Source organism: Pseudonocardia xishanensis (assembly GCF_039541715.1).
In the GTDB taxonomy this organism is placed as follows: domain Bacteria; phylum Actinomycetota; class Actinomycetes; order Mycobacteriales; family Pseudonocardiaceae; genus Pseudonocardia; species Pseudonocardia xishanensis.
In genome coordinates, this window is sequence record NZ_BAABGT010000032.1 from 216,315 (window position 1) to 240,498 (window position 24,184).

The following is a 24,184-nucleotide window of genomic DNA, read 5'->3' on the forward strand; positions in this document are numbered from 1 at the left end:
CGCGGGCGGCGGGAGCTCAGCGACAGGCCGCGGAGAAGACGGTGCCGTGGTCGATGACCCGGCGCTGCGTCAGCGGGCGCGCGCACACCGGAGTCCGCCGGACGGCGGTCGGGAGGACGGGGCGGGCCACCCGGCGAGTCAAGACGACCGCGGCCGCGCTGTCCAACGACGAATGTTCATCACAAACGATCAGGGAACGCGATCGGTGCGCCGTATCGTCGATCCATGCCCGCCGTCCTGGACATCGTCGCGCTCCGCAGCGTGGTGGCCGTGGCCGACTGCGGCGGCTTCCACCGCGCCGCCGAGGCCCTGAACCTGTCCCAGTCCGCCGTCAGCCAGCACCTGCGGCGGCTGGAGAAGACCGTCGGCCGCCCGCTCGTCCGGCGCGAGGGCAGGCGGAGCCGGTTCACCGCGGAGGGCGAGGCGCTGGTCGGTGAGGCACGCCGGATCCTCGCGGCGCACGACGCCGCGCTGGGCAGGCTCGGCGTCGGGGATCCGCGGGACTCGCTGGTCCTGGGCTCCACCGAGCACGCCGCGGACGAGCTGCTCCCCCGGGTCATGGCGGCGCTGCAGGAGGTGTTCCCCGGCACGGCCGTCCGGTTCCGGCTGGACCGCTCCAGCAGGCTGAACGACGCCGTGGACCGCGGCACCCTCGACCTCGCCATGTACATCGGCGACGTGGTGGACGCGGACAGCATCTCCGTCGGCGCGGTGCCGCTGACCTGGTACGCCGCCCCCGGCTGGCGCCGCCCGCCCGGGGACGCCCCGATCCCGCTGGTCGTGATCGACAGCCCCTGCACCATCCGCCGCCGCGCGCTGCAGACCTTGTCGGACAACGGGTTGGCCGCCACCGTCGTCGGGGAGGCCGCCTATCTCGCCGGCGTGCTCAACGCCGCCCGCGGCGGCCTCGGCGTGGCCCTGCTCGCCGGGACCGGCGCCGTGCCGGAGGGCCTGCAGGCCCGCACCGACCTGCCGCCGGTCGCACCCGAGCAGCTGCACCTGCGGGTCCGCCCCGGTTCCGACCCCCGCCTCCTGGACACCGCCGCGAAGGCCCTGGACGCCGTCCTGACCCCCGTCACCGATCTCTGACCGAGGTCACAGCGAGCTCGCTTGCCCCTCCGATAGTAGGACGTCATACTAAAGGCGTCCATCGCTGTGCAGGAGGATCCGTGGCTGAGCTCTACGTGCCCAAGAACCCCATCCGCTTCGTCACTGCGGCGAGCCTGTTCGACGGGCACGACGCCGCGATCAACATCATGCGGCGCATCCTGCAGCGGCAGGGTGCCGAGGTGATCCACCTGGGGCACAACCGGTCCGTGGACGAGGTCGTCACCGCGGCCGTCCAGGAGGACGCACAGGGCATCGCGATCAGCTCGTACCAGGGCGGGCACGTCGAGTACTTCTCGTACCTCGTGGAGCTGCTGCGTGAGCGCGGCGCGGGGCACATCAAGGTCTACGGCGGTGGCGGCGGTGTCATCGTGGCCGAGGAGATCGAGCTGCTGCACAGCCGCGGCGTCTCCCGCATCTTCTCCCCCGACGACGGCCAGCGCCTCGGCCTGCCCGGCATGATCAACCTGATGATCCGGGAGACCGACCAGGACCTCTCGGAGCAGCCCCCGAGCAGCTACGACGGGCTCTTCACCGGCGAGACGGCCACCCTCGCCCGCGCGATCACCGTGGCCGAGGCCGGGAAGCTGCCCGCCTCGGTGCTCGAGTCCGCGCCCGAGCGGCACGTCCCGGTCCTGGGCATCACCGGCACCGGCGGCTCCGGCAAGTCCTCGCTGACCGACGAGCTGGTCCGCCGCTTCCGCCTGGACCAGGAGGACAAGCTCCGGATCGCCGTGCTGGCCGTGGACCCGACCCGGCGCAAGGGCGGCGGCGCGCTGCTCGGCGACCGGATCCGGATGAACGCGCTCAAGGGCGACCAGGTCTACTTCCGCTCGCTCGCCACCCGCGGGAACGACGGCGTGATCCCCGAGAACCTGGGCGACGTCATCTCGGTGTTGAAGTCGGCCGGGTTCGACCTGGTCATCGTGGAGACCCCCGGCATCGGCCAGGGTGACGCGGGCATCGTCCCGTTCGTCGACCGCTCGCTGTACGTGATGACGCCGGAGTTCGGCGCCGCGTCGCAGCTCGAGAAGATCGACATGCTGGACTTCGCGGACGTCGTCGCGATCAACAAGTTCGAGCGCCGCGGCGCCGAGGACGCGCGGCGAGACGTCGGGCGCCAGCTCGTGCGCAACCGCGAGGAGTTCGGCAAGGGCTGGGAGGACATGCCGGTCTTCGGCACCTCCGCCGCCACCTTCAACGACGACGGCGTCACCGCGCTCTACCAGGAGCTCTGCTCCCTGCTGAGCGCCGACGGGCTGACCCTGCACGACGGGCGCCTACCGAAGGTCTCCGGCAAGACCTCCACCGAGTACGCCGCGGTGATCCCGCCCGAGCGCGTCCGCTACCTCGCCGAGATCGCCGAGACCGTCCGCGGCTACCACGCCGAGACCGTCTCCGAGGCCACGAAGGCCCGCGTGCGCCAGCACCTGCGCACCGCCCGCGAGCTCGTCGGGGACGCCGGCGGATCTGCACTGGACGAGGCGCTCGGGAAGGCCGAGCAGGATCTCGCCCGCTCCTCGGCGGAGCTGCTGGACACCTGGCCCCAGGTGGTCGAGGACTACTCCGGGGACGAGCTCGTCGTGAAGGTGCGGGACAGGGAGCTGCGCACGCAGCTGACCCGGGAGACGCTGTCCGGCACCAAGATCCCGCGAGTGGCGCTGCCGCGCTACACCGAGGACGCGGAGCTGCTGCGCTTCCTGCGCAACGAGAACCTGCCCGGCCGGTTCCCCTTCACCGCAGGGGTCTTCCCGTTCAAGCGGGAGGGCGAGGACCCGGCCCGCATGTTCGCGGGCGAGGGCGATCCCTTCCGCACCAACCGCCGCTTCAAGCTCCTGAGCGCGGACTCGGACGCCAAGCGGCTCTCGACGGCCTTCGACTCGGTGACCCTCTACGGCCACGACCCGGCGACCCGCCCCGACATCTGGGGCAAGGTCGGCACGTCCGGCGTCTCCATCGCCACGCTGGACGACATGAAGGAGCTCTACGCGGGCTTCGACCTCTGCTCCCCCACCACGAGCGTGTCCATGACGATCAACGGCCCGGCGCCGACGATCCTCGCGTTCTTCCTCAACACCGCGGTGGACCAGCAGGTGGCCCGCTTCCGCGAGGAGGAGGGCCGCTCGCCGGACACCGCCGAGCTGGAGGAGCTGACGGCGTTCGCCTACGCGAACGTGCGCGGCACCGTGCAGGCGGACATCCTCAAGGAGGACCAGGGGCAGAACACCTGCATCTTCTCCACGGAGTTCTCGCTGCGGATGATGGCGGACATCCAGGAGTGGTTCATCCGCCACCGGGTGCGGAACTTCTACTCCGTCTCGATCTCCGGCTACCACATCGCCGAGGCCGGGGCGAACCCCATCAGCCAGCTCGCGTTCACGCTGTCCAACGGGTTCACCTTCGTGGAGAGCTATCTCGCGCGCGGCATGTCGATCGACGACTTCGCGCCGAACCTGTCCTTCTTCTTCTCCAACGGCATGGACGCCGAGTACACCGTGATCGGCCGGGTCGCGCGGCGCATCTGGGCCGTGGCGATGCGCGAGAAGTACGGCGCCAACGAGCGGTCGCAGAAGCTCAAGTACCACGTCCAGACCAGTGGGCGGTCCCTGCACGCGCAGGAGATGAACTTCAACGACATCCGCACCACGCTGCAGGCGCTCTGCGCGCTCTACGACAACGCGAACTCGTTGCACACCAACGCCTACGACGAGGCGATCACCACCCCCACCGAGTCCTCGGTGCGCCGCGCGATGGCCATCCAGATGATCATCAACAAGGAGTGGGGCCTGTCGATGAACGAGAACCCGCTCCAGGGGTCGTTCGTCGTGGACGAGCTGACCGACCTCGTCGAGGAGGCCGTGCTACAGGAGTTCGACCGCATCGCCGAGCGCGGCGGGGTGCTGGGCGCGATGGAGACCGGCTACCAGCGCGGCCGGATCCAGGACGAGTCGATGCTCTACGAGCACCGCAAGCACGACGGCACGCTGCCGATCGTCGGGGTGAACACCTTCGTCAAGGAGACCGACGAGGAGCCCGTCGAGATCGAGCTCGCCCGCGGGACCGAGGCGGAGAAGCAGTCCCAGCTGGACCGGCTCGCGGACTTCCAGGCGCGGCACAAGTCCGAGGCCGAGCAGGCGATCCGGCGGCTGCAGGACGTCGCCACCGGCGAGGGCAACGTGTTCGACGAGCTCATGAGGGCCGCCCGGGTCTGCTCGCTCGGACAGCTCACCGACGCGTTCTTCGAGGTCGGCGGCCAGTACCGACGCAACATGTAGACTGGGGGTGTCAGGTCGGGCACCTGTCGGCACCTCGTGGAGCAGTCGCTGCGCAGGTAGTCGGTGGGCAGCCGGCGCGCGGTCTCTCCACACCGCGTGTCCGCTCGGCCGACCGGAGGAGATTCGATGAGCTCGGTTCGGCACACCAACCCCGCGGACGCAGGCCTCGCCTGGTCGGACGCGCAGGACGCCTACGACACCCAGCGCAGAACGCAGAACTGGCAGGCCGCGCGCGTCGTCGCCGGACAGGCCACGGACCTCGCGGACTGCAACGAGCTGCTGGCCATGCTCGGCATCGACGCGGCGGCCCGTCGCCCCGCATGAGCTCGGCCGCGGGCTCCGGGTTGGCGCCGGGTGGCGCGGGCCGTCGTGGATCCGGCCTCTCGACGGTCCCCACGGGCACGTTCAGCTCCACCGCCGCCTCCCGATAGGTGCGCTCGCCCAGGATCATGACCGCCACCGCCGCGCGGTGGACGCCACTGATCCGGGTGAGCGCGTCGCCGATACCGAGCCGCAGCACCACCGCGGAGGACTCGTCGACCGCGCCCCTCGTGGGCGAGACCGTGGTCGTGGTCGCACCGTGGGCCCGCACGAGGCCGTCGAGGAGGCGCTGCGGACCGGCGTGGGGCATCTGTGAGCGGCCGCGCGCCGGGTATGTGTCACATCTGGTCCGCCCCGACCGGTTAGCGGTCCACGGGGCCTAGGGTCGACCCATGCCCTCCCGCAGCCCCGCGCTCGTCCCCACCCTCGTCGAGCCCTACCGGCTGGCGGCCGAGATGACCTGGTCCGTCCCGTTGGTGATCGGTGCCCGGCTGGTGCGGATCGCCCGCGGCGGGCCGCGGGGCAAGCACGAGACCCGGCGGATGGTCACCGAGAAGACCTCCGCCTTCGCCGCCGCGACGGTCGCCGCGGCGGTGGCGACGGTGACCGCCCCCACCGCCGTCCTGGCCCACGGGCTGGCGCCGATCCACCGCACGGTCCGCGCGAACCGGCGCCGCCTGCTCCGGCGCTGATCAGCGCGCCGGGACCCCGAGGGCCTTCCCGAGCCAGGCCGTGGCGTCCCGGACGTACCCTCGGCTCAGCGCGGCGTCGGCGGCCCAGCTCTCGAAGCCGTGCCAGCCGAACTCGTTGCTGCGGTTGTCCCGGACCCGGTGGCGCACCGCGTCCAGGTCGCGCGGGCCGCGGCGCAGTCGTCCAGACCGGCCGGGAACAATCCGCTCGAGGTCCACTACCGAGCAGGCGCCGCGGTCTTCAGGGCCGCGACGATGTCCTCGACGCGGTCCTTGGCGTCGCCGAACAGCATCGAGGTGTTCTCCCGGAAGAACAGCGGGTTCTGCACGCCCGCGTACCCCGCGGCCATGGACCGCTTGAACACGATCACCTGCCCGGCCTCCCAGACCCGCAGCACGGGCATGCCCGCGATCGGGCTGGTCGGGTCCTCCGACGCGGCCGGGTTGACCGTGTCGTTGGCCCCGATGACCAGCACGACGTCCGTGGACGCGAGGTCGTCGTTGATCTCGTCCATCTCCAGCACGATGTCGTACGGGACCTGGGCCTCGGCGAGCAGCACGTTCATGTGCCCGGGCAGCCGCCCGGCGACCGGATGCACCCCGAACCGCACCTCGACGCCGGACTCCCGCAGCTTGCGGGTCAGCTCGGCGACCGGGTACTGGGCCTGCGCGACGGCCATGCCGTAGCCGGGGGTGATGACCACCGAGCTCGCGCCCGCCAGCGCCTCGGCGACCGAGGCCGCGTCGATCTCGCGGTGCTCCCCGGTCACCTCCGCCCCGCCCGACGCGCTCGGCGCACCGAACCCGCCCGCGATGACGGAGATGAACGAGCGGTTCATCGCCTTGCACATCACGTAGGACAGGTAGGCACCGGACGACCCCACGAGCGCGCCCGTGATGATCAGCAGGTCGTTGGACAGCAGGAAACCCGACGCGGCCGCGGCCCAGCCGGAGTAGCTGTTGAGCATCGACACCACCACGGGCATGTCGCCGCCGCCGATCGAGGCCACCAGGTGCAACCCCAGCAGCAGCGCCAGCACGGTCACCGCGACCAACAGCCAGAGCGACGGGGAGAGCACGAAGAACACCGTGAGCACCACGAACGCCACCAGGGCGCCGAGGTTGAGCACGTTCTTGCCCGGCAGCGTCAGCGGCGCAGACTTGATCTTCGCCGACAGCTTCAGGTAGGCGATGATCGACCCGGTGAACGTCACCGCGCCGATGAACACCCCGACCACGACCTCGCCGTGGTGGATGCCCTCCAGCGACGGGTCCAGGGCGCCCGGCTCGAGGTAGCCGTTCCAGCCGACCAGCACCGCGGCCAGGCCGACGAAGCTGTGCATCAGCGCGATCAGCTCGGGCATGCCGGTCATCTCCACGACCCGGGCCCGCCAGAGCCCGATGGCACCGCCGACCACGACCGCGACCACGAGCAGCACGACCCCGAGCGCGCTCGCCCCCGCCACCGCGGTGACCACGACGGTGACCAGGGCGATCGCCATGCCGGCGATGCCGAAGCCGACCCCGGCGCGGGCGGTCTCGTGCCGGGACAGCCCCGCGAGGCTGACCACGAACAACAGGGCGGCGATCAGGTACGCCGCCAACGTCAACGAACTCGCAGTCATGGCGTCAGCTCCGGGAGAACATCGACAGCATGCGGCGGGTCACCGCGAAGCCACCGACGATGTTGATGGACGCGAGCAGGACCGCCACCGTCGCCAGGGCCATGACCACGGCGTCGTCCACGGCGATCTGCAGGACCGCGCCGACGACGATGATCCCGGAGATGGCGTTGGTGACCGACATCAGCGGCGTGTGCAGGGCGTGGTGCACGTTCCCGATCACGTAGAAGCCGATCACGATGGCCAGCAGGAACACCGTGAGGTGCGCGGCCAGCGCGGGCGGCGCCGCGGCCGTGACCGCGAACAACGCGACCCCCGCGGCGAGTCCGATGACGTGCCGGAACCGGGAGGGCTTCTTCGGCTCCTGCGGCTCCGCGGCGGGCGCGGCGGCCGCGGGCTGCACCGGCGCGCTCACCGACACCTCGGGCGGCGGCCACAGCGTCTCCCCCGCGTGCGCCACGGTCAGCCCGCGCTGCACGACGTCCTCCAGGTCGAGCGTGAGCCGCCCGTCCTTCTCCGGGGTCAGCAGCTTGAGCAGGTTGACGACGTTGGTGCCGTAGAGCTGCGAGGCCTGCGCAGGCAGCCGACCCGGCAGGTCGGTGTAGCCGATGAGGGTGACGCCGTTGTCCGTCGTCACGACCTCGCCCGCGACGGTCCCGGCCACGTTGCCGCCCTGTGCCGCGGCCATGTCCACGATCACGCTGCCCGGCTTCATCGACGCGACCTGCTCGGCCGAGAGCAGCTTCGGGGCCGGGCGGCCCGGGATCAGCGCGGTGGTGATGACGATGTCGACGTCCGCGGCCTGCTCGGAGTAGATCTCCGCGGCCCGGCGGTCGTACTCCTCCGACGTCGCCTTGGCGTAGCCGTCCGTCGAGGCCTCCTGGGCGACCTCGACGGGCAGGTACTCCCCGCCCAGCGACTTGACCTGGTCGGCGACCTCGGGCCGCGGGTCGGTGGCGCGCACGATCGCGCCGAGGCTGTTCGCCGCGCCGATCGCGGCCAGCCCCGCCACGCCCGCCCCGGCCACCAGCACCTTCGCGGGCGGGACCTTGCCCGCCGCGGTGATCTGCCCGGTCAGGAACCGGCCGAAGGCGTGCGCCGCCTCGATCACGGCCCGGTACCCGGCGATGTTCGCCATGGAGGACAGCACGTCCAGGGACTGGGCCCGGGAGATGCGCGGCACCGCGTCCATGGACAGCGCCGTGACCCCGTGCGCCGCGAGCGCCGCCACCCGCTCCGGCTCGAACCGCGGCGCGAGCATCGCGATGAGCGTCGCGCCCGGCTGCAGCTTCTCGATCTCGTCCGGCTCCGGCGCGTTGATGGCCAGCACGACCGCAGAGTCCCAGACCGGACCCTCGGAGATCTCGGCCCCGGCCTCGCGGTACGCGGAGTCCTCGAACCCGGCCCGCACCCCCGCCCCGGACTGCACGGTCACCGCGTAGCCCAGACCGATCAGCTTCCGCACCGACTCCGGCGTCGCGGCGACGCGGGTCTCGGACTTGGCCGTCTCCGCCACCACACCGATCCGCATCCCGGGCGGACCCTCGACGTCTGTCACGCAGTTCTCCTCACTGGCAGGCAACGTTGTCGCTCGTTCGGGAGCAGCCCGGATCGACCGGGCGGTGGGGTGCATCATGCCTGGTCGGCACCCGATGCTATGCGCTTGGCAAAGTTAACCGAGCGGGCGTCGAATCCGGTGGTCGAACTGGTCACACCGCGACCATCGGACAGGCTCCGCGGCCGTTGCGGCATTCCTGGGCGGGACGGACCGGGATCCTGTACCGCGACGCCGGCACCGGCCGGGTCGGCGCAGGGTGGCCACCGCGGTCGCCGCCGCGTCCCGGTCGACCGCTCTTAGTATGATCCGATACGCCTATTTCCTATCCTAGACGGAGGTGGTGTCGTGGACCGGATCGCCGACATGGGCGGCCGGGAGGGCCTGGGGGCCGTGGCGCCGCCGCGACCGGACGAGCCGGTGTTCGGGGAGGCCTGGGAGGGCCGTGCGTTCGCCCTCACCCTGCTCACCATGGGCCGCGTGTCCGGTCGCAACCTCGACGCGTTCCGGCACGCCCTCGAGCGGCTCGACGAGTCGGCCTATCTCGACGACGGCTACTACGGCCGCTGGCTGAACGCCGCCGAGCTGATGCTCCTCGACAGCGCGATCCTCGCCCCCGGCGCGGTCGACGCGCGCGCCCGCATCCTCGCGGGCGAGGACGCGGAGGAGCCTGCCGTGCCGGAGCCGGACAAGCCGGACTACGCCGCGACGGCGCCGGGCTCACTGCGGACCGTCGAGGTGGCGCCCGCCTTCGCCGTCGGGGACACCGTCCGCGCCAAGGAGATGTCCCCCGCCGGACACACGAAGCTGCCCGCCTACGTGCGCGGGCACACCGGGGTCGTCGAGCTGATCCAGCCCGCGCACCTGTTCCCGGACACCCACGCGCACTTCCTGGGCGAGAACCCGCAGCACGTCTACTCCGTGCGCTTCGACTCCCGCGAGCTCTGGGGGCCGGACGCCGAGACCTTCAGCCTGACCATCGAGCTGTTCGAGAGCTACCTGGAGCCCGCACCGTGACCACCCCCGACGCCGGGGCCGCCTCGCGCCCCTCCCCCGCCCTCCGGACCGAGGCCCTCGAGCAGCTGCTCACCGAGCGCGGGCTCGTCGACCCGGCCGTGATGGACGGGTTCATCGCGAACTACGAGACGAACGTGGGCCCGCTCAACGGCGCGAAGGTCGTCGCGAAGGCGTGGACCGATCCCGAGTACCGCGCGCGGTTGCTCGCGGAGGGCACGAGCGCCATCACGGAGCTCGGGTTCGCCGGGCCGCAGGGCGAGCACATCGTCGTGGTGGAGAACACGCCCACGCGGCACAACGTCACGGTGTGCACGCTGTGCTCCTGCTACCCCTGGCCGGTCCTGGGGCTGCCGCCGTCCTGGTACAAGGACCCGGCCTACCGGGCCCGGGTGGTCCGCGAGCCCCGGGCGGTGTTGGCCGAGATGGGCCTCGAGCTCGGGGACGACGTGGAGATCGTCGTCCGGGACTCCAGCAGCGAGGTCCGGTGGCTGGTCCTGCCCGAACGCCCCGCGGGCACCGAGGACATGACCGAGGAGGAGCTGGTCCCGCTGATCACGCGGGACGCCCTCGTCGGGGTGGCGAAGGTGCGGGTGCCGGAGTGACGGAGACCCTCGCCCCGCTGGCCGTCGACGGGCCCGCCGCACCCCCGCGCTCCAACGGCGAGCTCGTCTTCGCCGAGCCCTGGGAGGGCCGCGCCTTCGGGATGGCCGTCAGCCTGCACGCCGCGGGCGCCTTCGCGTGGGAGACGTTCCAGGCCGCGCTGATCCGGCGGATCGCCGCCTGGGAGGCAGGCCACCCCGAGGGTGAGTGCTGGAGCTACTACACCCAGTGGCTGGGCGCCCTCGAGGACGTGCTGACCTCGGACGGCACCGTGGGCACCGGCGAGGTCGCGACCCGGGCCGAGGCCCTGGCCGCGCGGCCCGCCGGGCACGACCACGGAGACCACCGGGACCACGGGGACCACGGCCACGGGCACTGACCCGCTCGGACCCCGAGCGCCCGACCGACCCGGGCGTACCCCTCGGTGTGCCGGTCGGCGCCGGCCTCCCACGAACCGGCAGCCCGGCCGCCATCGCCTCCACCTTCGCCGACATCACCGCGCTGTCGCCGGGCCGCGCGGCGGCGGTCGCGGTCGGGCGGCGGCCGTGCTCGAGCTAGGTGCGCAGGGTGTCCAGCAGCGGCACCCCGCTGACCCCCGCCGTCGCCGAGATGCACCGCGCCCTGCGCCGGGCGCTCGACCCGCACGGGATCCTCAACCCGGGCAAGGTCGTCCCCCGGACCACGTCGTGACCCCCGCCGGCAGCCCGGCGTGGACGAGCCGCCGCGCCGCCTGCCGGGCCACGACCTCCCTGCCGGCGCACCGTCAGACCCGCTCCCCCCGCGCGCGGATCCGGGCGACCGCGGCCTCGACCCCGATCCGGTCCACCAGCCTGATCGCCTTCGTCGACAGCCGCAGACGCACGTGCCTGCCCTCCGACGGCAACCAGTAGCGGCGGGCCTGGACGTTCGGGTCGAATCGGCGCGGGGTGCGCCGGTGCGAGTGCGACACCGTCTTGCCGAAGCCCGGCTCGCGCCCGGTCAGCTGACACCTGCGGGACATTCACCCTCCTCTTATCGGTAATGGTTGTCGTTTACGATACAGTCTCGACCCCATCACCCCGAGGAGGGCGCATGTCCCAGAACGAGCTGCTCATCGTCACGGGCCTCCACACCGACGGCGTCGAGCGCCTGCTCTCCCGCCTCCGCGAGGCGGACCCGGACGCGGTCGTCGTCCACCACGACCTGCGCGACATCGCGGCCGGGCGACTGCAGCGGCGCATCCGCGACCGGCGGTCCGACACGTGGACCGAGGTGCACCTGGCCCACGGCTGCGTCTCCTGCACGCTGCGCGAGGACCTGCTGCCCACCCTGCGCGCGCTCGCCGGGCGGGGCCGCCGGATCGTGCTCCACCTCGACCCGGCGCTCGAGCCCGACCAGGTCTGCTGGGCCCTCGACCACGTCGTCGTCGACGACCTCGTGCTGACCGACCTCGTCGACCTGCGGGGGGTGATCACCGCGGTCGACGCGGCCACGTGGCTGGACGACGCGACCGGCGACGAGACCGTCGCCGAACGTGGTCTCGCCTCCCTGCCGGACGACGAGCGCACGGTCGCCCAGGTCGCCGTCGCCCACGCCGAGTTCGCCGACCTGCTCGTCCACACCGGATCGGCCGGGGACCGCGACCGGGTCGACGCGGTCCTCGAACGCCTCGCTCCCCTGGCGATGCGATCCGACCTCCTCGACCTCGATGACGACGCCCTCCTGCTCCGCCGTGCCCACCCGCTGGCCCGCCGCGGCCGACCCGACGACGTCCACGCCCCCCTGCTCCGCGGCACGCCTCCCCTGGTCCCCGGCCACGGAGCACGCCTCCTCGTGTTCTCCGCCCGCCGCCCGTTCCATCCGGACCGGCTGCACACGGCGTTCGACCTGCTGCTCGACGGCGTCGTGCGGACCCGGGGGCGGATCTGGCTCGCCACCCGGCCGGACGACGTGATGTGGCTGGAGTCCGCGGGCGGTGGGTTGCGGATCGGGCGGACCGGGCGGTGGCTCGCCTCCCAGGCCCCCGCCGCCTGGGACCAGGTGTCCGAGGAACGGCGGGCCCTCGCCGCGCTCGGCTGGCACCCGCGCTTCGGTGACCGGGCCCAGGACCTCGTCGTCCTCGCCCACGCCCTCGACGACGACGGGATCGACGCCGTCGAGGCCGGGCTGCGCTCCGCACTGCTCGACGATGCCGAGCTCGCCGCGGGCGAGCAGGCCTGGCGGACCCTCCCGGACCCGTTCGGATCGCGGCACACCGACCCCTGCGACGACACCGGGACCGCCGACCTGACGGCGGAACGGTCCCGTGGGGAGGAGCACTGACGACCGGGAGGCAGCATCCGGGCACATCGCCCGGCACCGGGCCCCTGCACCGCTCGAAAGGCGATCAGCGCGGGCCTGCTCCACGCCGGGCCGCAGCACACGCTGCCGACCAGGAACGCGGCGATGCCGACGAGCCGGGCGGCCGCCGATCCGCTCAGCCGCCGGTCTCGACCGACAGCCCCCACCCGGCCGCCCTGGCCGCGGCGGCGGCACGGTTGCGGCACCCCGTCTTCCCCAACACGTGCTCGACGTGGGTCGCCACCGTGCGCGCCCCGATCCCCAGGTCCGCGCCGATCTCGCCGTTGCTCCTGCCCGCGGCGACTCCGGCGAGCACCTGCAGCTCGCGCGGGGTCAGCCCGTCCGGGGCCTGCACCTCGCGATGCAGGACGACGACGCCGGTGTCGGTGCGGTACAGGTCGACCTCGATCGCGGCGTCGCCCTGCACGACGAGGCGCCGGACCGGCCCGTGCACCCGGTCGAGCTCCGCCGCCAGCGGGGAGCCCGCCGCCACGAGCTCGGGCCGCGGGCGCGTCGACAGCGGCTGGACCCGACCACCCGGGCCGACGAGCAGGCCCTCGGTGGCCCCGTCGCCGAGCCGGGCGGCGAGCGACGGCGGTGGCGGCACGGGGTCCAGGGCCGCACCGAGGTCCGCGGCGAGCAGTCCGAGCAGGGCCACCGTGTCGTCGTCCGGGTGGCGGGCGTCCAGCGAGCTCGCGTTCAGCATGCCCACGTAGCGGCCGTCCGCGGCGAACAGGCACTGCGTGACGCCGTCCCGGAAACCGGAGGGCAGGATGATCATGTCGAAGATCCGGCCGATCCGCTCCCGCACGGGCAGGTCGCGGACCCTGACCGGCCCGCCGCCCGCCCTGACCGACGCGAACAGCGGGTCGGTGTGCATGCCCTCGTCGAGGTAGCCGGTGAGGGGCGTCGGGTAGGTCGACGCCAGCGTGCGGTGGCGGCCCAGCCCGGCGTCCCACACCGACAGCGCCAGGCAGTCCGAGGGGACGATCGACCGCAGGCACTCCGCGGCAGCCAGGGCCGAGCCCGGGGTGCGGCTCCCGTTGCGCCGCAGGAACGACCTCAGCTCCTGCGCCGCGGCCAGAGCGGTCATGGCCGAGAACGGTACCCGGATCGCGACATCCGTCAATCGACCGATGGCAGGGGGTCCGGGCGCCTCTAGGTTCCGTCTCCTCGACGACGACGGAAGGGCCATCCATGAAGCCCAGCGAGTACACCGACCTCGACGCGACCGCGCTCGCCGCGCTGATCCGGGACCGGGAGGTGAGCGCCGACGAGGTGCGCGAGGCCGCGGTCACCGCCCTCGCCGCCGCCCAGCAGACGACCAACGGGCTGGTCAGCGGCCCCTTCGACACCCCGCTCGACCACTCCGCCGACGGTCCGTTCGCCGGGGTCCCGTTCGCGATCAAGGACCTGATCACCCACGCCGCGGGAGTGCCCACCCGATCCGGGACCCGGATGCTCGGCGCGGGGGTCCCGATGCCCGCCGACACCGCCCTGATGCAGCGCTTCCGCCGCGCAGGCCTGGCGACGCTCGGCCTCACCGCGACGCCGGAGTTCGGCTTCAACGCCAACACCGAGGCGGTCGCGACCGGATCGGTCCGCAATCCGTGGGACCGCACCCGCAGCCCCGGCGGGTCCAGCGGGGGCTCGGCCGCGCTCGTCGCCGCGCGGGCCCTGCCCGTCGCCCACGGCAACGACGGCGGCGGCTCGATCCGCATCCCCGCGGCCGCGTGCGGCCTGGTCGGGCTCAAGCCCAGCCAGGGCCGGACCTCCCCCGGCCCGGACTACGCCGATCCCCTGCTCGGGCTCGGCGTCGAGTTCGTGCTCACCCGGACCGTGCGGGACTGCGCGGGGCTGCTCGACGCCGTCCACGGCTACGAGCCCGGCGACCGGTACCGCCTCCCCGACCCGGCCCGCAGCTACGCGGAGGACGCCCGCGCCGGCAGCCGGACGCTGCGGATCGCGCTCCACACCGAGCCCTTCTCCGGCGGGGGCGCCGTCGACCCGCGGTGCGTCGCGGTGGTCGAGTCCGTCGCCCGGACGCTGGAGGAGCTCGGACACCACGTGGAGCGGGCCGCCCCCGACCTGGACGCCACGGCCTTCGACGACGCCAACTTCGTGGCGTGGACCTCGTTCCTGGCCGACGGCGTCGACACCGTCGCCGCCGCGCTCGGGGTCACCCCCGGCCCCGACAGCCTCGAGGCGACCACCCGCGCCTGCGCCGACCACGGGCGCACGCTGCGTGCCGCCGACCTCTACGCCGCCGAACGAGTCTTCAACCTCAGCCGACGCGCGGTCGGTCTGTTCCACCGGACCTACGACCTGATCCTCACGCCGACCATGAACGTCCCCAACACCGCGGCCGGCTACCTGAACGCCGACGACCCCTCCCTCGACGCCCGGGGCTGGTACGACCACATCTTCAGCACCGCCGGCTTCACCGCCCTGTCCAACGTGACCGGCAACCCCGCACTCAGCCTGCCCCTGGGCCGGACCGACGAGGGGTGGCCGGTCGGAGTGCAGTTCATCGCCCCGTACGCGGACGAGTCGACCCTGCTCGCCCTGGCGGGCGACCTCGAACGCGCCCTCCCCTGGGCGGACCGCCGCCCCGCCGACCCCACCCTCTGACGGGGCGAAGGATTCGGGCTGGTTGTGTCCCTGAAGCGCCGCGACGTGGTGTGAGCTTCCTCGGCCTCCTGGCCTGGAGTCGAGGCGGTTAGGGTCGCGCCATGAGCGTCGACGACGCCCCCGGATCCGCGAAGCATCGTCTGCTGGTGCTGGGCAAGATCACCGAGATCCTGGACGCCTTCTCCCTCGACCGGCCCGTGCTGACCCTCGGTGAGATCCAGAGGCTGAGCGGCCTACCCGCCTCGACGGTCCAGCGTCTGGTGGCCAACATGGTGGCCGAGGGTCTGCTGGACAGGGCCGGGGACGGGATCCGGATCGGGGTGCGGATGGCGTACTGGGCGGCGCCCGCGACCCGGGACGTCGACGTCCTGGAGCTGGTGCAGCCGGTGCTGCGTGAGCTGCGGGACGAGACGGGTGAGACGGCGTGCTTCTTCCGTGCCGAACAGCGTCAGCGGGTGTGCGTCGCCATGGCGGAGACCCGCCATGCGCTGCGGCGTGAGATGTACGTGGGCAAGGTGATGCCGCTGCACGTCGGGTCGGCGGGACGGGTGATCCTCGCCTGGCGGCCAGATCTCGCCGAGGCGGTGCTGGAGGCGCCGATGCCCGCGTTCACCGAGGAGACGATCACCGACCCGGCCGAGCTGCGGGCCGCCGTGGACCAGACCCGTCGGGACGGGTTCGCGGTCACCGTGGGCGAGCGGGACGACGGGGCCTCCGGGCTCGCGGCGCCGGTCTTCGACTCGGCCGCGGAGCTGGTCGGGGCCCTCGCCCTGAGCGGGCCGACGTTCCGCATGCCCCGGGAACGCTGCGAGGAGTGGCTCGACGTCCTCGTGTCCCGTGCCGAGCAGGTGATCCGCACCCTCGGAGGTCGCCGCCCGCACTGACGCCGCGCCACCAGCGGCCCGTCGGGCGAGACGTCACACCGAGCGGTTGACTCACATCGTGGGTGTCTGCTCACATTGCAGGTATCGTTGGATTTCCCCCACGCGAGGAGAACCATGTCCGACCCCTTGCCCCTCCAGGGCGTGCGGGTGCTCGAGCTCGGCAACTACATCGCGGCGCCCACCGCGGGTCGACTGCTGGCCGACTTCGGCGCCGAGGTGATCAAGATCGAGCGTCCGCGGACCGGGGACGAGCTGCGCAACTGGCGCCTCTACGGCGGGACCACGTCGATGCTCTACCGCACCGTCAACCGCAACAAGAAGTCCGTGGTGCTGGACCTGCGCGAACCCGAGGGCCGCGAGGCGGCGCTGAGGCTGGTGGCGCGCTGCGACATCGTGCTGGAGAACTTCCGTCCCGGGACCCTGGAGAAGTGGGGCCTGGGCCCCTCGGAGCTCGACGCCGCCAATCCCGACGTGATCGTCTGCCGGATCTCGGCGTTCGGCCAGACCGGCCCGATGGCGCATCGGCCCGGGTTCGCCGCGGTGGCCGAGGCGATGGGCGGGCTGCGGGACCTGGTCGGCGAGCCGGACCGGCCGCCGTCGCGCACCGGAGTCTCCATCGGGGACTCCATCGCCGGGCTCTACGCGGCGTTCGGCGCCGCGATGGCCCTGTTCCAGCGCGAGGCCCGCCGCGGCGGGGAGCGTCCCGCGCTGGTGCAGCGCACGATCGACGTGGCGCTCAACGAGGCCGTCTTCTCCATGATGGAGTCCCTCGTGCCGGACCACCTGGCCTACGGCGTCGACCGGCAGCGCGTCGGGGGCCGGATGGAGGGCATCGCCCCGTCGAACGCCTACCCGTGCTCCGGGGGCGACTCCGTCGTCATCGCCGGGAACGGCGACGGCATCTACCGACGGCTGATGGAGGCCGTCGGCCGACCCGACCTCGGTGCCGATCCCGGCCTCGGGACCAACGCGGAGCGGTGGGCCCGCCGCGACGAGCTCGACGACGCGATCGGCGCCTGGACCTCCACCCTGCCGCGCGACGAGGTGCTCGCCCGGCTGGAGCAGGCCGCGGTGCCCGCGGGCCCGATCTACACCGCCGCCGACATCTGTGCGGACCCCCAGTTCACGGCGCGCAACATGATCCAGTACTTCGACGTCGACACCGGCGAGGCCGCTCCCCGCCGTGTCGGTTTCCCCGGCATCGTCCCCGTGATGGGCGAGGCCTCCCTCCCGGTCCGCAGCGTCGGACCCGACCTGGGCGAGCACACCGCCGAGGTGCTCGCCGCCCTCGACATCCCGGAGACGACCCGATGACCGGCCCGACTCCCGACGTGCTCCTGCGCGACGTGACCCTGCGCGACGGCCTACAGCTCACCGGCAAGCCGCTCCCCACCGAACGCAAGATCGAGATCGTCCGCGAGCTGCTCCGGCTCGGTGTGCCCAGCCTGGAGATCGGCTCGCTCGCCCGACCTGATCTCGTCCCGCCGCTGGCCGACACCCTCGACGTCGTCGCGGGCCTGACGGCTGCGGAGCTCGAGCGGTGCTGGGTCTGGGTGGCGACCCCGCGGCACGTCGCCCGGGCCGTCGAGGCCGGGGCACGCAACGTCCAGTACTGCCTGTCGGTCTCCGACGCCCACAACCGCGCCAACATCGGCCGCGACACCGAGACCAGCCTCGCGGCCATGCCCGAGGCGATCGCGACCGCGCTCGCGGCGGGCGGGCGCATCGAGCTCTGCCTGGCCACCGCGTTCACCTGCCCCTTCGACGGGCCGGTGGACCCGGACCGGGTCCTGCGCATCGTCGCCGACCCCCGCACCGCGGGCGCCGCGGACGTCGTCGTGTGCGACACCCTCGGCCAGGCCGCGCCCGGCGAGGTGTCCGCGCTGATCGGGCGGGTGCACCGGGAGCGCCCCGACGAGCGCGTCGTCTTCCACGGCCACGACACCTGGGGGCAGGGCGTGGCGAACACGCTCGCCGCCGTCGACGCGGGCGCCGGCATGGTCGACGGCGCGCTCGGCGGGCTCGGCGGCTGCCCGTTCGCGCCGGGAGCCAGCGGGAACACCGCGACCGAGGACCTGCTCTTCGCCCTCCGACCGAGCTGGCTCGACCCCGCCCGGCTGGTCGACCTCGCCGCGTTGTCCATCGAGCTGCTCGCCGAGCTCGACGAGCCGAACCGCTCCCGGACCCTGCAGGGCATCCGGTCCCCGGCGGCCGCGTTCCCCTGGACGGCGGCGCACCAGGGTGCACCCGCGCTCCGCGCCGAGCCCTGCTGACGCCTCCCTCCGCACGGTCAGCTGTGGGGCGATGGTGAACGCCCCGGCCCCGGTCTCGGAGTTCGACACGGCGATGTCCCGGCGGGGGTTTCACCGGAGGTCCGGTCGCAGCGGGCGTTCACGGCCTGGCCCCCGACTCCGAGCCCCCGCCCGACGGCCGGCTCGTACTACAGCGGGTCGACGGCGCCCCGGCGCTCGAGGAACACGGTGTCGCGCCAGACGCCGTGATGGCGCCCGATCCGTTCGCGGACGCCGAGTGTGCGGTAGCCCGCGGACTGGTGCAGCGCCAGGGAGGCGCGGTTCTCCGGGAAGATCGAGGTCTGCAGCGTCCAAATGGTGGTCGACTCGTCGGCGGCGGTGACCTGCTTGTGCAGCAACGCCTTCCCGACGCCACGGCCGCGGAACCCGTCACCGACGTAGACCGAGGTCTCCGCGACCCCGGCATAGACGGGCCGGGCAGAGGCGGGGGCGAGTGCGGTCCAGCCTGCGATCCGGCCGTCGACCTCGGCGACCCAGCGGTGGTCCGGAAGCCACGTGCGGTCCAGCTCGCGCCGTTCGGGGACCTCGGTCTCGAAGGTGGCGTGCCCGGTGGCGATGCCCTCGGCGTAGATGCGGCGGACGTCGGCCCAGTCACCGGGTTCGAGGGCGCGCACGGTGACGCCGATCGGAACGTCGGCGGGGCAACAGGGACGGGGGCCGAGCATGCCCATGACGGCGTCGGCGGCGTGCGGCAGGCCGGTGCAACACGCGGGGTTGACCGACACCAAGGTCGCCGTGCCCTCCTTGCGGAGAGTCACGAACCCGACGTCGGCGAGCTTGCGCAGGTGGTGGGAGGTGGTGGACTGGCTGATCCCGAGCTGGGAGTGCAGCTCCCCCACCGTCGTCGCGTGGCCGGCGACAGCGACGGCGTGCAGCAGCCGCACCCGGGTCGGGTCGGCGAGGCAGGCGAACCACTCGGCGTAGGTCGCCGCGTCCTGCGCCCCGAGCTGCGCCGGGGCCGGATCCGAGAGGTCCGTGAGCGGCACTGGGGGCATCGCGGTCGACGGACGAGGCGGAGCACTCATGGCTGCCATAGTATCGACGAACGTCGATGGTTGCATCCATCGACCGCCGTCGATACAGTTCGTACTCGAAGGATCGACGTTCATCGATGGAGGAGCCATGACCGAGCCCGTGTCCGAGACGTCCGAGCTGCCGGTGGTGGTCGTGGGTGCGGGCCCCGTGGGACTCGCCGCGGCCGCGCACCTGATCGAGCGGGGCATGACCCCGCTGGTACTCGAAGCCGGCGAGGTCGCAGGCGCGGCGGTGCGGCAGTGGCACCACGTGCGGCTGTTCTCCCGCTGGGGCGAGCTGATCGACCCGGCGGCGGAGAAGCTGCTGGCCCCGACCGGCTGGGTCGCCCCCGACCCCGACACTTATCCGACCGGCGCGGAGTGGGCGACGCGCTACCTGCAGCCTCTCGCCGATGCTCTGGGCGACACGGTCCGGTTCGGCGCGCGGGTGGTGGGAGTGGCCCGCCGTGGCCGGGACCGGGTCGTCGACGCAGGCCGTGACACCGAGCCGCTGACCGTGCACCTGGAGAACGAGCGGATCACCGCCCGCGCGGTCATCGACGCCTCGGGCACCTGGAGTGGTCCGAACCCGCTCGGCGGCGACGGGCTGCCCGCGGCAGGCGAGCAGACCGCGGGAGGGCGGATCAGCTATCGCGTCCCGGACCTGACCGACCCCGGCGTCCGAGCCGGGTACGCGGGCAAGCGGATCGCCGTCGCAGGGAGCGGCCACTCGGCGCTGACCGCGCTGGTGGCGTTCGCCGAGCTCGCCGAGGCCGAGTCCGGCACCCATGTCGTGTGGTTGCTGCGTCGAGGCCGGGTCGGCGACACGTTCGGCGGTGGGGACTCCGACCAGCTCCCCGCCCGCGGCGCCCTCGGCATTCGGGCCGCCGCGGCGTCGGAGGCCGGGCACATCTCCACGGTGACCGGGTTCCGCACCGCCGCCGTCGAGCAGACCGGCGGCGGTGTGGTCCTGGTGGCCGACGACGGCCGCCGCCTGGACCCCGTCGCGGAGGTCGTCGTGCTGACCGGGTTCCGCCCCGATCTGTCGTGGCTCTCGGAGATCCGCCTGGACCTCGACCCGGTCCTGCAGGCCCCGCGCGAGCTCGCTCCGTTGATCGACCCGAACGTGCACTCGTGCGGCACGGTCTACCCGCACGGGGCGCGTGAGCTGGCCCAGCCCGAGCCGGGGGTGTACCTGGTCGGGATGAAGTCCTACGGCCGGGCGCCGACGTTCCTGGCGATGACCGGTTACGAGCAGGTCCGATCCGTCGTCGCCGCCCTCGACGGGGACCGGGACGCGGCGGAACGCGTCGAGCTCGTGCTGCCCGAGACCGGCGTCTGCGGCGGCGCCGGAGTGTTCGACGACCCGGCCGGGGCCGCCGAGGGTGGGTGCTGCGGTGCACCGGCCGAGCCGGTCGCCGTCGGCTTCGGGCGCCCGCAGGACTGACCACGTGCGACCGACGAGCGCCCTGCCGCTGGCCTCGGGTGGCCTGCGGCGGGTGCTCGTCGTGCTCTGCGCGACCGAGATCGTCAGCTGGGGAGTCCTGTACTACGCCTTCCCGGTGCTGGCCCCGTCGATCTCCACGGACACCGGCCGCTCGGTCTCGACGATCACCGCCGCGTTCTCCGCGGGGCTGATCGTGTCCGCGCTGGTCGGCATCTGGACGGGGCGGCTGCTGGACCGGATCGGGCCGCGACCGGTGATGACGGCCGGGTCGGTGCTGGCCGTGCCCGCCGTCGTCGGGATCGCGCTCGCGCCGACGCTGCCACTGTTCTTCGCTGCATGGGTGCTGGCCGGGGTTGCCATGGCCGGCACCCTCTACCCGCCGGCGTTCGCCGCGCTGACCCGCTGGTGGGGGCCGCGGCGGGTGCGTGCGTTGACCGTGCTGACCCTGGTGGCCGGGTTGGCGAGCACGATCTTCGCCCCGCTGACCGCGGCGTTGGTGGGTCAGGTCGGCTGGCGGAACACCTACCTGGTCCTCGCCGTCGTCCTCGCCGTGATCACCATCCCCGGCCACGCCCTCGGGCTGCGTGGGTACTGGCCAGAGCCCCACGAGGCCGACGGTGAGGTCGACGCCGAGGTCGACGCCGCGGCCACGAGCGGCCACGCACCGCGGGAGATCGTGCGCAGCCGGGCGTTCGTCCTGCTCGTCCCGGCGATCGCGCTGGGAACGTTCAGCGCGTTCGCCGTCGTGGTCAACCAGGTCCCGCTGCTCATCGAGCGCGGCCTGTCCACCTCGACCGCCGCCTGGGCGCTCGGGCTGGGCGGGGTGGGGCAGGTCTGCGGGCGGCTGTTCTACGGACGCCTCGACCGACTGCTCGGCGTCCGCGCCCGCGGCGTCACCGTCCTCGGGCTCTCGGCACTGGCGACCGCGCTGCTCGCAGCGATACCCGGGCCGACCGGCCTCCTGGTCGCCGTGGCGATGCTGGCCGGTGCGGCTCGGGGCATCTTCACCCTGCTGCAGGCCACCGCGATCAGCGACCGCTGGGGCGCCTCGCACTACGGGCGCCTCAACGGCCTGCTCTCCGCCCCGTCCATGGTCGCGACCGCTGTGTCACCGTGGGCGGGCGCCGCTCTGGCCGCGACCCTGGGCGGCTACACGGCGGTGTTCTGGCTTCTCGCCGCAGTCGCCGCTGCCGCCGCGGCCCTGGCGTGGGGCACCGTCCCCGGCCGTCAATGAAGCCTGAGCGAGATGGCGAGGCGTTGGGGCGTCGCGCCGCCCTCCGCGGGCACCGACCCGGCCCCGGAGGTGCACCCCGGCGCCCTGGCCGTCGCCCGCCGCCGACACCTCGCCCTCGTGCCGACCCCACCGCGCGGTCTCGACGGCGTCCTCGCCCCGACGTCGACCTGAACAGCCGATGACGAGCCAGGATGAACGGTTGTCGACATCACCGGGCCCACTGTTGCTCTCATGGTTCGACAGTGATGAAGATAGAGGAGTGTCGAAACTGCTGCCCCTCCTCCCCTCCTCGACCACCCCGCGAGCGCCGCTGAGTGCCGAGGACGCCGTCGACCTTGCAGCGGCGTTCAAGGCCCTCGGCGACCCCGTGCGGCTGCGGCTGGTCTCCCTCATCGCCGCCCACGATGGCGGCGAAGCCTGCGTGTGCGACCTGACCGGAGCGTTCGACCTCACCGGCCCCACCATCAGCCACCACCTCAAAGTGCTGCGCCTGGCCGGCCTGATCACCGGTGAGCGCCGCGGCACCTGGATCTACTACCGCATCCAGACCGAGGTCATCGGCCACCTCGCCGAACTCCTCGCCCCCACCACGGCACCCCTGGCCCCCACCTGCACGCCCGAGGAAGGCGACCTCCCCGAATGAGCGCCACCCCCGACACGAGCAACTCCACCACCGACACCCCGGTCGCGAAGCAGCTCTCCACCCTCGACCGCTTCCTACCCGTCTGGATCATCGCCGCCATGGCGGCCGGGCTCGGCGCCGGACGCCTGATACCGGGCCTCGGCTCCGCGCTCGACGCGATCGCCATCGACGGCGTCTCCCTGCCCATCGCCCTCGGGCTGCTGATCATGATGTATCCCGTGCTGGCGAAGGTCCGCTACGACCGGCTCGGCACCGTCACCGGGGACCGCCGCCTGCTCATCAGCTCACTGATCCTGAACTGGATCCTCGGCCCGGCACTGATGTTCGCCCTGGCCTGGCTCATGCTTCCCGACCTGCCCGAGTACCGCACCGGCCTGATCATCGTTGGTCTCGCCCGCTGCATCGCCATGGTCATCATCTGGAACGACCTCGCCTGCGGCGACCGCGAGGCCGCCGCCGTCCTCGTCGCGATCAACTCGGTGTTCCAGGTGATCGCCTTCGCCGGGCTCGGCTGGTTCTACCTCTCGATCCTGCCCGGCCGGCTCGGACTCCCGCAGGCCGACCTCGACGTCTCCGCCTGGCAGATCGCCCGCTCCGTGCTGATCTTCCTCGGCATCCCGCTGGTCGCCGGCTACCTGACCCGTCGGTTCGGGGAGAAGGCCAAGGGCCGCGCCTGGTACGAGGAGAGGTTCATCCCCCGCATCGGCCCCTTCGCCCTCTACGGGCTGCTGTTCACCATCGTCATCCTCTTCGCCCTCCAGGGCGACGCCATCACCTCCCAGCCCCTCGACGTCGCCCGCATCGCCCTGCCGCTGCTGGCCTACTTCGCGATCATGTGGTTCGGCTCCCTAGCCCTGGCCAAGGCCGTCGGCCTGGGCTACGAACGCTCCGCGACGCTCGCGTTCACCGCGGCGGGCAACAACTTCGAGCTCGCCATCGCCGTCGCCATCGCCACCTTCGGCGTCACCTCCGGCCAGGCCCTCGCCGGGGTCGTCGGACCGCTGATCGAGGTCCCCGTCCTCGTCGGCCTGGTCTACGTCTCCCTCGCCCTGCGCCGCCGCTGGTGGCCCACCATTCGTCAGGAGAACCGATCGTGAGCATCCCCGAGGTGCTGTTCGTCTGCGTCCACAACGCGGGCCGCTCCCAGATGGCCGCCGCGCTACTGCAACACCACGCCGGCGGCGCGGTCACCGTCCGCTCCGCCGGGTCCGCCCCCGCGGAGTCGATCAACCCGGCCGTCCGCGAGGTCATGGCCGAGATCGGCATCGACCTCTCGCGTGAGGTGCCGAAGAAGCTGACCACGGACGCCGTCAAGGCGTCCGACGTCGTGATCACGATGGGCTGCGGCGACGCCTGCCCCGTCTTCCCCGGCAAGCGGTACCTCGACTGGGACCTCACCGACCCCGCCGGCAAGCCCGTCGAGGACGTCCGCCCGATTCGCGACGACATCGACCGCCGCGTCCGTGAGCTCCTCGCCGAACTCACGGCAACCACCGGATGACCGAACCCAAGCCG

General features: G+C 72.9%; 25 protein-coding genes. 19 read left to right on the forward strand and 6 right to left on the reverse strand.

Annotated features, from left to right (window positions below):
* Positions 1 to 225 precede the first annotated feature (225 nt).
* The 4 genes from ABD993_RS14035 (at position 226) to ABD993_RS14050 (ending at position 5,395) form a co-directional block, all read left to right on the forward strand.
* Positions 226 to 1,089 carry a LysR family transcriptional regulator gene (locus ABD993_RS14035; protein WP_345417133.1) on the forward strand — a complete coding sequence of 288 codons (864 nt, stop codon included), beginning with the start codon at positions 226 to 228 and terminating at the stop codon, positions 1,087 to 1,089.
* Positions 1,090 to 1,169: 80 nt separating this feature from the next.
* Positions 1,170 to 4,382 (forward strand): fused isobutyryl-CoA mutase/GTPase IcmF, encoded by a 3,213-nt coding sequence (gene icmF, locus ABD993_RS14040; protein WP_345417136.1) that lies wholly within the window; start codon positions 1,170 to 1,172, stop codon positions 4,380 to 4,382.
* Positions 4,383 to 4,508: 126 nt separating this feature from the next.
* Entirely contained in the window at positions 4,509 to 4,706 is a 198-nt protein-coding gene (locus ABD993_RS14045) for a hypothetical protein (RefSeq protein ID WP_345417139.1), read from the forward strand.
* 389 nt (positions 4,707 to 5,095) lie between these two features.
* Positions 5,096 to 5,395, forward strand: a complete 300-nt coding sequence (locus ABD993_RS14050; RefSeq protein WP_345417142.1) for a hypothetical protein — start codon at positions 5,096 to 5,098, stop codon at positions 5,393 to 5,395.
* On the opposite strand, the gene ABD993_RS14055 is transcribed toward ABD993_RS14050, so the two are convergent.
* The 3 genes from ABD993_RS14055 to ABD993_RS14065 are packed head-to-tail and all read right to left on the reverse strand — an operon-like array spanning position 5,396 to position 8,572.
* The gene (locus ABD993_RS14055; RefSeq protein ID WP_345417144.1) at positions 5,396 to 5,611 is read right to left on the reverse strand and encodes a hypothetical protein; all 216 of its coding nucleotides are present in this window, start codon (positions 5,609 to 5,611) and stop codon (positions 5,396 to 5,398) included.
* A complete protein-coding gene (gene pntB / locus ABD993_RS14060; RefSeq protein ID WP_345417147.1) occupies positions 5,611 to 7,017 on the reverse strand; it encodes a Re/Si-specific NAD(P)(+) transhydrogenase subunit beta in 1,407 nt (468 codons plus the stop codon). The genes ABD993_RS14055 and pntB overlap by 1 nt, the downstream gene beginning before the upstream one ends.
* A 4-nt stretch (positions 7,018 to 7,021) precedes the next feature.
* Complete coding sequence (locus ABD993_RS14065; protein WP_345417149.1) at positions 7,022 to 8,572, reverse strand: Re/Si-specific NAD(P)(+) transhydrogenase subunit alpha; 1,551 nt, start codon at positions 8,570 to 8,572, stop codon at positions 7,022 to 7,024.
* Between the two features lie 345 nt (positions 8,573 to 8,917).
* Here ABD993_RS14065 and nthB point away from each other — a divergent pair, with 345 nt between their 5' ends.
* From nthB to ABD993_RS14085, 4 genes are all read left to right on the forward strand, one after another.
* Entirely contained in the window at positions 8,918 to 9,586 is a 669-nt protein-coding gene (gene nthB / locus ABD993_RS14070; protein WP_345417152.1) for a nitrile hydratase subunit beta, read from the forward strand.
* Entirely contained in the window at positions 9,583 to 10,188 is a 606-nt protein-coding gene (nthA, locus tag ABD993_RS14075) for a nitrile hydratase subunit alpha (RefSeq protein ID WP_345417154.1), read from the forward strand. The genes nthB and nthA overlap by 4 nt, the downstream gene beginning before the upstream one ends.
* Positions 10,185 to 10,565: a nitrile hydratase accessory protein gene (locus tag ABD993_RS14080; protein ID WP_345417157.1), complete on the forward strand. Its 381-nt coding sequence runs from the start codon at positions 10,185 to 10,187 to the stop codon at positions 10,563 to 10,565. Before nthA ends, ABD993_RS14080 begins: the two co-directional genes overlap by 4 nt.
* A gap of 188 nt (positions 10,566 to 10,753) precedes the next feature.
* Positions 10,754 to 10,876, forward strand: a complete 123-nt coding sequence (locus tag ABD993_RS14085; protein ID WP_345417160.1) for an FAD-linked oxidase C-terminal domain-containing protein — start codon at positions 10,754 to 10,756, stop codon at positions 10,874 to 10,876.
* A 73-nt stretch (positions 10,877 to 10,949) separates the two neighbouring features.
* Here ABD993_RS14085 and rpmB read toward each other — a convergent pair whose 3' ends face one another.
* Positions 10,950 to 11,186, reverse strand: coding sequence for a 50S ribosomal protein L28 (rpmB, locus tag ABD993_RS14090; protein ID WP_345417163.1), 237 nt, complete (start codon positions 11,184 to 11,186; stop codon positions 10,950 to 10,952).
* 71 nt (positions 11,187 to 11,257) lie between these two features.
* On the opposite strand from rpmB, the gene mrf reads away from it, so the two are divergent.
* Positions 11,258 to 12,487 carry a ribosome hibernation factor-recruiting GTPase MRF gene (mrf, locus tag ABD993_RS14095; RefSeq protein ID WP_345417165.1) on the forward strand — a complete coding sequence of 410 codons (1,230 nt, stop codon included), beginning with the start codon at positions 11,258 to 11,260 and terminating at the stop codon, positions 12,485 to 12,487.
* A 154-nt stretch (positions 12,488 to 12,641) separates the two neighbouring features.
* Here the strand turns inward: mrf and ABD993_RS14100 are convergent, their stop codons facing one another.
* Complete coding sequence (locus tag ABD993_RS14100) at positions 12,642 to 13,598, reverse strand: response regulator transcription factor (RefSeq protein WP_345417168.1); 957 nt, start codon at positions 13,596 to 13,598, stop codon at positions 12,642 to 12,644.
* Between the two features lie 104 nt (positions 13,599 to 13,702).
* On the opposite strand from ABD993_RS14100, the gene ABD993_RS14105 reads away from it, so the two are divergent.
* From ABD993_RS14105 to ABD993_RS14120, 4 genes are all read left to right on the forward strand, one after another.
* Entirely contained in the window at positions 13,703 to 15,136 is a 1,434-nt protein-coding gene (locus ABD993_RS14105) for an amidase (protein ID WP_345417171.1), read from the forward strand.
* A gap of 101 nt (positions 15,137 to 15,237) precedes the next feature.
* Positions 15,238 to 16,020, forward strand: coding sequence for an IclR family transcriptional regulator (locus ABD993_RS14110; protein WP_345417174.1), 783 nt, complete (start codon positions 15,238 to 15,240; stop codon positions 16,018 to 16,020).
* Positions 16,021 to 16,134: 114 nt separating this feature from the next.
* Positions 16,135 to 17,334, forward strand: a complete 1,200-nt coding sequence (locus tag ABD993_RS14115; RefSeq protein ID WP_345417177.1) for a CaiB/BaiF CoA transferase family protein — start codon at positions 16,135 to 16,137, stop codon at positions 17,332 to 17,334.
* Positions 17,331 to 18,293 carry a hydroxymethylglutaryl-CoA lyase gene (locus tag ABD993_RS14120; protein WP_345417180.1) on the forward strand — a complete coding sequence of 321 codons (963 nt, stop codon included), beginning with the start codon at positions 17,331 to 17,333 and terminating at the stop codon, positions 18,291 to 18,293. The genes ABD993_RS14115 and ABD993_RS14120 overlap by 4 nt, the downstream gene beginning before the upstream one ends.
* A 167-nt stretch (positions 18,294 to 18,460) precedes the next feature.
* On the opposite strand, the gene ABD993_RS14125 is transcribed toward ABD993_RS14120, so the two are convergent.
* Positions 18,461 to 19,327 carry a helix-turn-helix domain-containing GNAT family N-acetyltransferase gene (locus ABD993_RS14125; RefSeq protein WP_345417625.1) on the reverse strand — a complete coding sequence of 289 codons (867 nt, stop codon included), beginning with the start codon at positions 19,325 to 19,327 and terminating at the stop codon, positions 18,461 to 18,463.
* Between the two features lie 127 nt (positions 19,328 to 19,454).
* On the opposite strand from ABD993_RS14125, the gene ABD993_RS14130 reads away from it, so the two are divergent.
* The 6 genes from ABD993_RS14130 to ABD993_RS14155 all read left to right on the forward strand — a co-directional run bounded on the left by ABD993_RS14130 (position 19,455) and on the right by ABD993_RS14155 (position 24,170).
* Positions 19,455 to 20,792 carry an NAD(P)-binding domain-containing protein gene (locus tag ABD993_RS14130; protein ID WP_345417183.1) on the forward strand — a complete coding sequence of 446 codons (1,338 nt, stop codon included), beginning with the start codon at positions 19,455 to 19,457 and terminating at the stop codon, positions 20,790 to 20,792.
* A 4-nt stretch (positions 20,793 to 20,796) separates the two neighbouring features.
* Positions 20,797 to 22,026, forward strand: coding sequence for an MFS transporter (locus ABD993_RS14135; RefSeq protein ID WP_345417186.1), 1,230 nt, complete (start codon positions 20,797 to 20,799; stop codon positions 22,024 to 22,026).
* A 12-nt stretch (positions 22,027 to 22,038) separates the two neighbouring features.
* Positions 22,039 to 22,197 carry a hypothetical protein gene (locus tag ABD993_RS14140; protein ID WP_345417189.1) on the forward strand — a complete coding sequence of 53 codons (159 nt, stop codon included), beginning with the start codon at positions 22,039 to 22,041 and terminating at the stop codon, positions 22,195 to 22,197.
* Positions 22,198 to 22,285: 88 nt separating this feature from the next.
* On the forward strand, positions 22,286 to 22,669 hold the full coding sequence (locus ABD993_RS14145) for an ArsR/SmtB family transcription factor (protein ID WP_345417192.1): 384 nt from the start codon (positions 22,286 to 22,288) through the stop codon (positions 22,667 to 22,669).
* The gene (gene arsB / locus ABD993_RS14150; RefSeq protein WP_345417195.1) at positions 22,666 to 23,766 is read left to right on the forward strand and encodes an ACR3 family arsenite efflux transporter; all 1,101 of its coding nucleotides are present in this window, start codon (positions 22,666 to 22,668) and stop codon (positions 23,764 to 23,766) included. Before ABD993_RS14145 ends, arsB begins: the two co-directional genes overlap by 4 nt.
* Positions 23,763 to 24,170 carry an arsenate reductase ArsC gene (locus tag ABD993_RS14155; RefSeq protein WP_345417198.1) on the forward strand — a complete coding sequence of 136 codons (408 nt, stop codon included), beginning with the start codon at positions 23,763 to 23,765 and terminating at the stop codon, positions 24,168 to 24,170. The genes arsB and ABD993_RS14155 overlap by 4 nt, the downstream gene beginning before the upstream one ends.
* The last annotated feature ends 14 nt before the right edge of the window (positions 24,171 to 24,184 follow it).

Coding starts and splice junctions, on each gene's coding strand:
- ABD993_RS14035 (WP_345417133.1), top strand. CDS start 226: ATGCCCGCCGTCCTGGACATCGTCGCGCTCCGCAGCGTGGTGGCCGTG.
- ABD993_RS14045 (WP_345417139.1), top strand. CDS start 4,509: ATGAGCTCGGTTCGGCACACCAACCCCGCGGACGCAGGCCTCGCCTGG.
- ABD993_RS14050 (WP_345417142.1), top strand. CDS start 5,096: ATGCCCTCCCGCAGCCCCGCGCTCGTCCCCACCCTCGTCGAGCCCTAC.
- pntB (WP_345417147.1), bottom strand. CDS start 7,017: ATGACTGCGAGTTCGTTGACGTTGGCGGCGTACCTGATCGCCGCCCTG.
- rpmB (WP_345417163.1), bottom strand. CDS start 11,186: ATGTCCCGCAGGTGTCAGCTGACCGGGCGCGAGCCGGGCTTCGGCAAG.
- mrf (WP_345417165.1), top strand. CDS start 11,258: ATGTCCCAGAACGAGCTGCTCATCGTCACGGGCCTCCACACCGACGGC.
- ABD993_RS14100 (WP_345417168.1), bottom strand. CDS start 13,598: ATGACCGCTCTGGCCGCGGCGCAGGAGCTGAGGTCGTTCCTGCGGCGC.
- ABD993_RS14105 (WP_345417171.1), top strand. CDS start 13,703: ATGAAGCCCAGCGAGTACACCGACCTCGACGCGACCGCGCTCGCCGCG.
- ABD993_RS14110 (WP_345417174.1), top strand. CDS start 15,238: ATGAGCGTCGACGACGCCCCCGGATCCGCGAAGCATCGTCTGCTGGTG.
- ABD993_RS14115 (WP_345417177.1), top strand. CDS start 16,135: ATGTCCGACCCCTTGCCCCTCCAGGGCGTGCGGGTGCTCGAGCTCGGC.
- ABD993_RS14120 (WP_345417180.1), top strand. CDS start 17,331: ATGACCGGCCCGACTCCCGACGTGCTCCTGCGCGACGTGACCCTGCGC.
- ABD993_RS14125 (WP_345417625.1), bottom strand. CDS start 19,327: ATGCCCCCAGTGCCGCTCACGGACCTCTCGGATCCGGCCCCGGCGCAG.
- ABD993_RS14130 (WP_345417183.1), top strand. CDS start 19,455: ATGACCGAGCCCGTGTCCGAGACGTCCGAGCTGCCGGTGGTGGTCGTG.
- ABD993_RS14140 (WP_345417189.1), top strand. CDS start 22,039: ATGGCGAGGCGTTGGGGCGTCGCGCCGCCCTCCGCGGGCACCGACCCG.
- arsB (WP_345417195.1), top strand. CDS start 22,666: ATGAGCGCCACCCCCGACACGAGCAACTCCACCACCGACACCCCGGTC.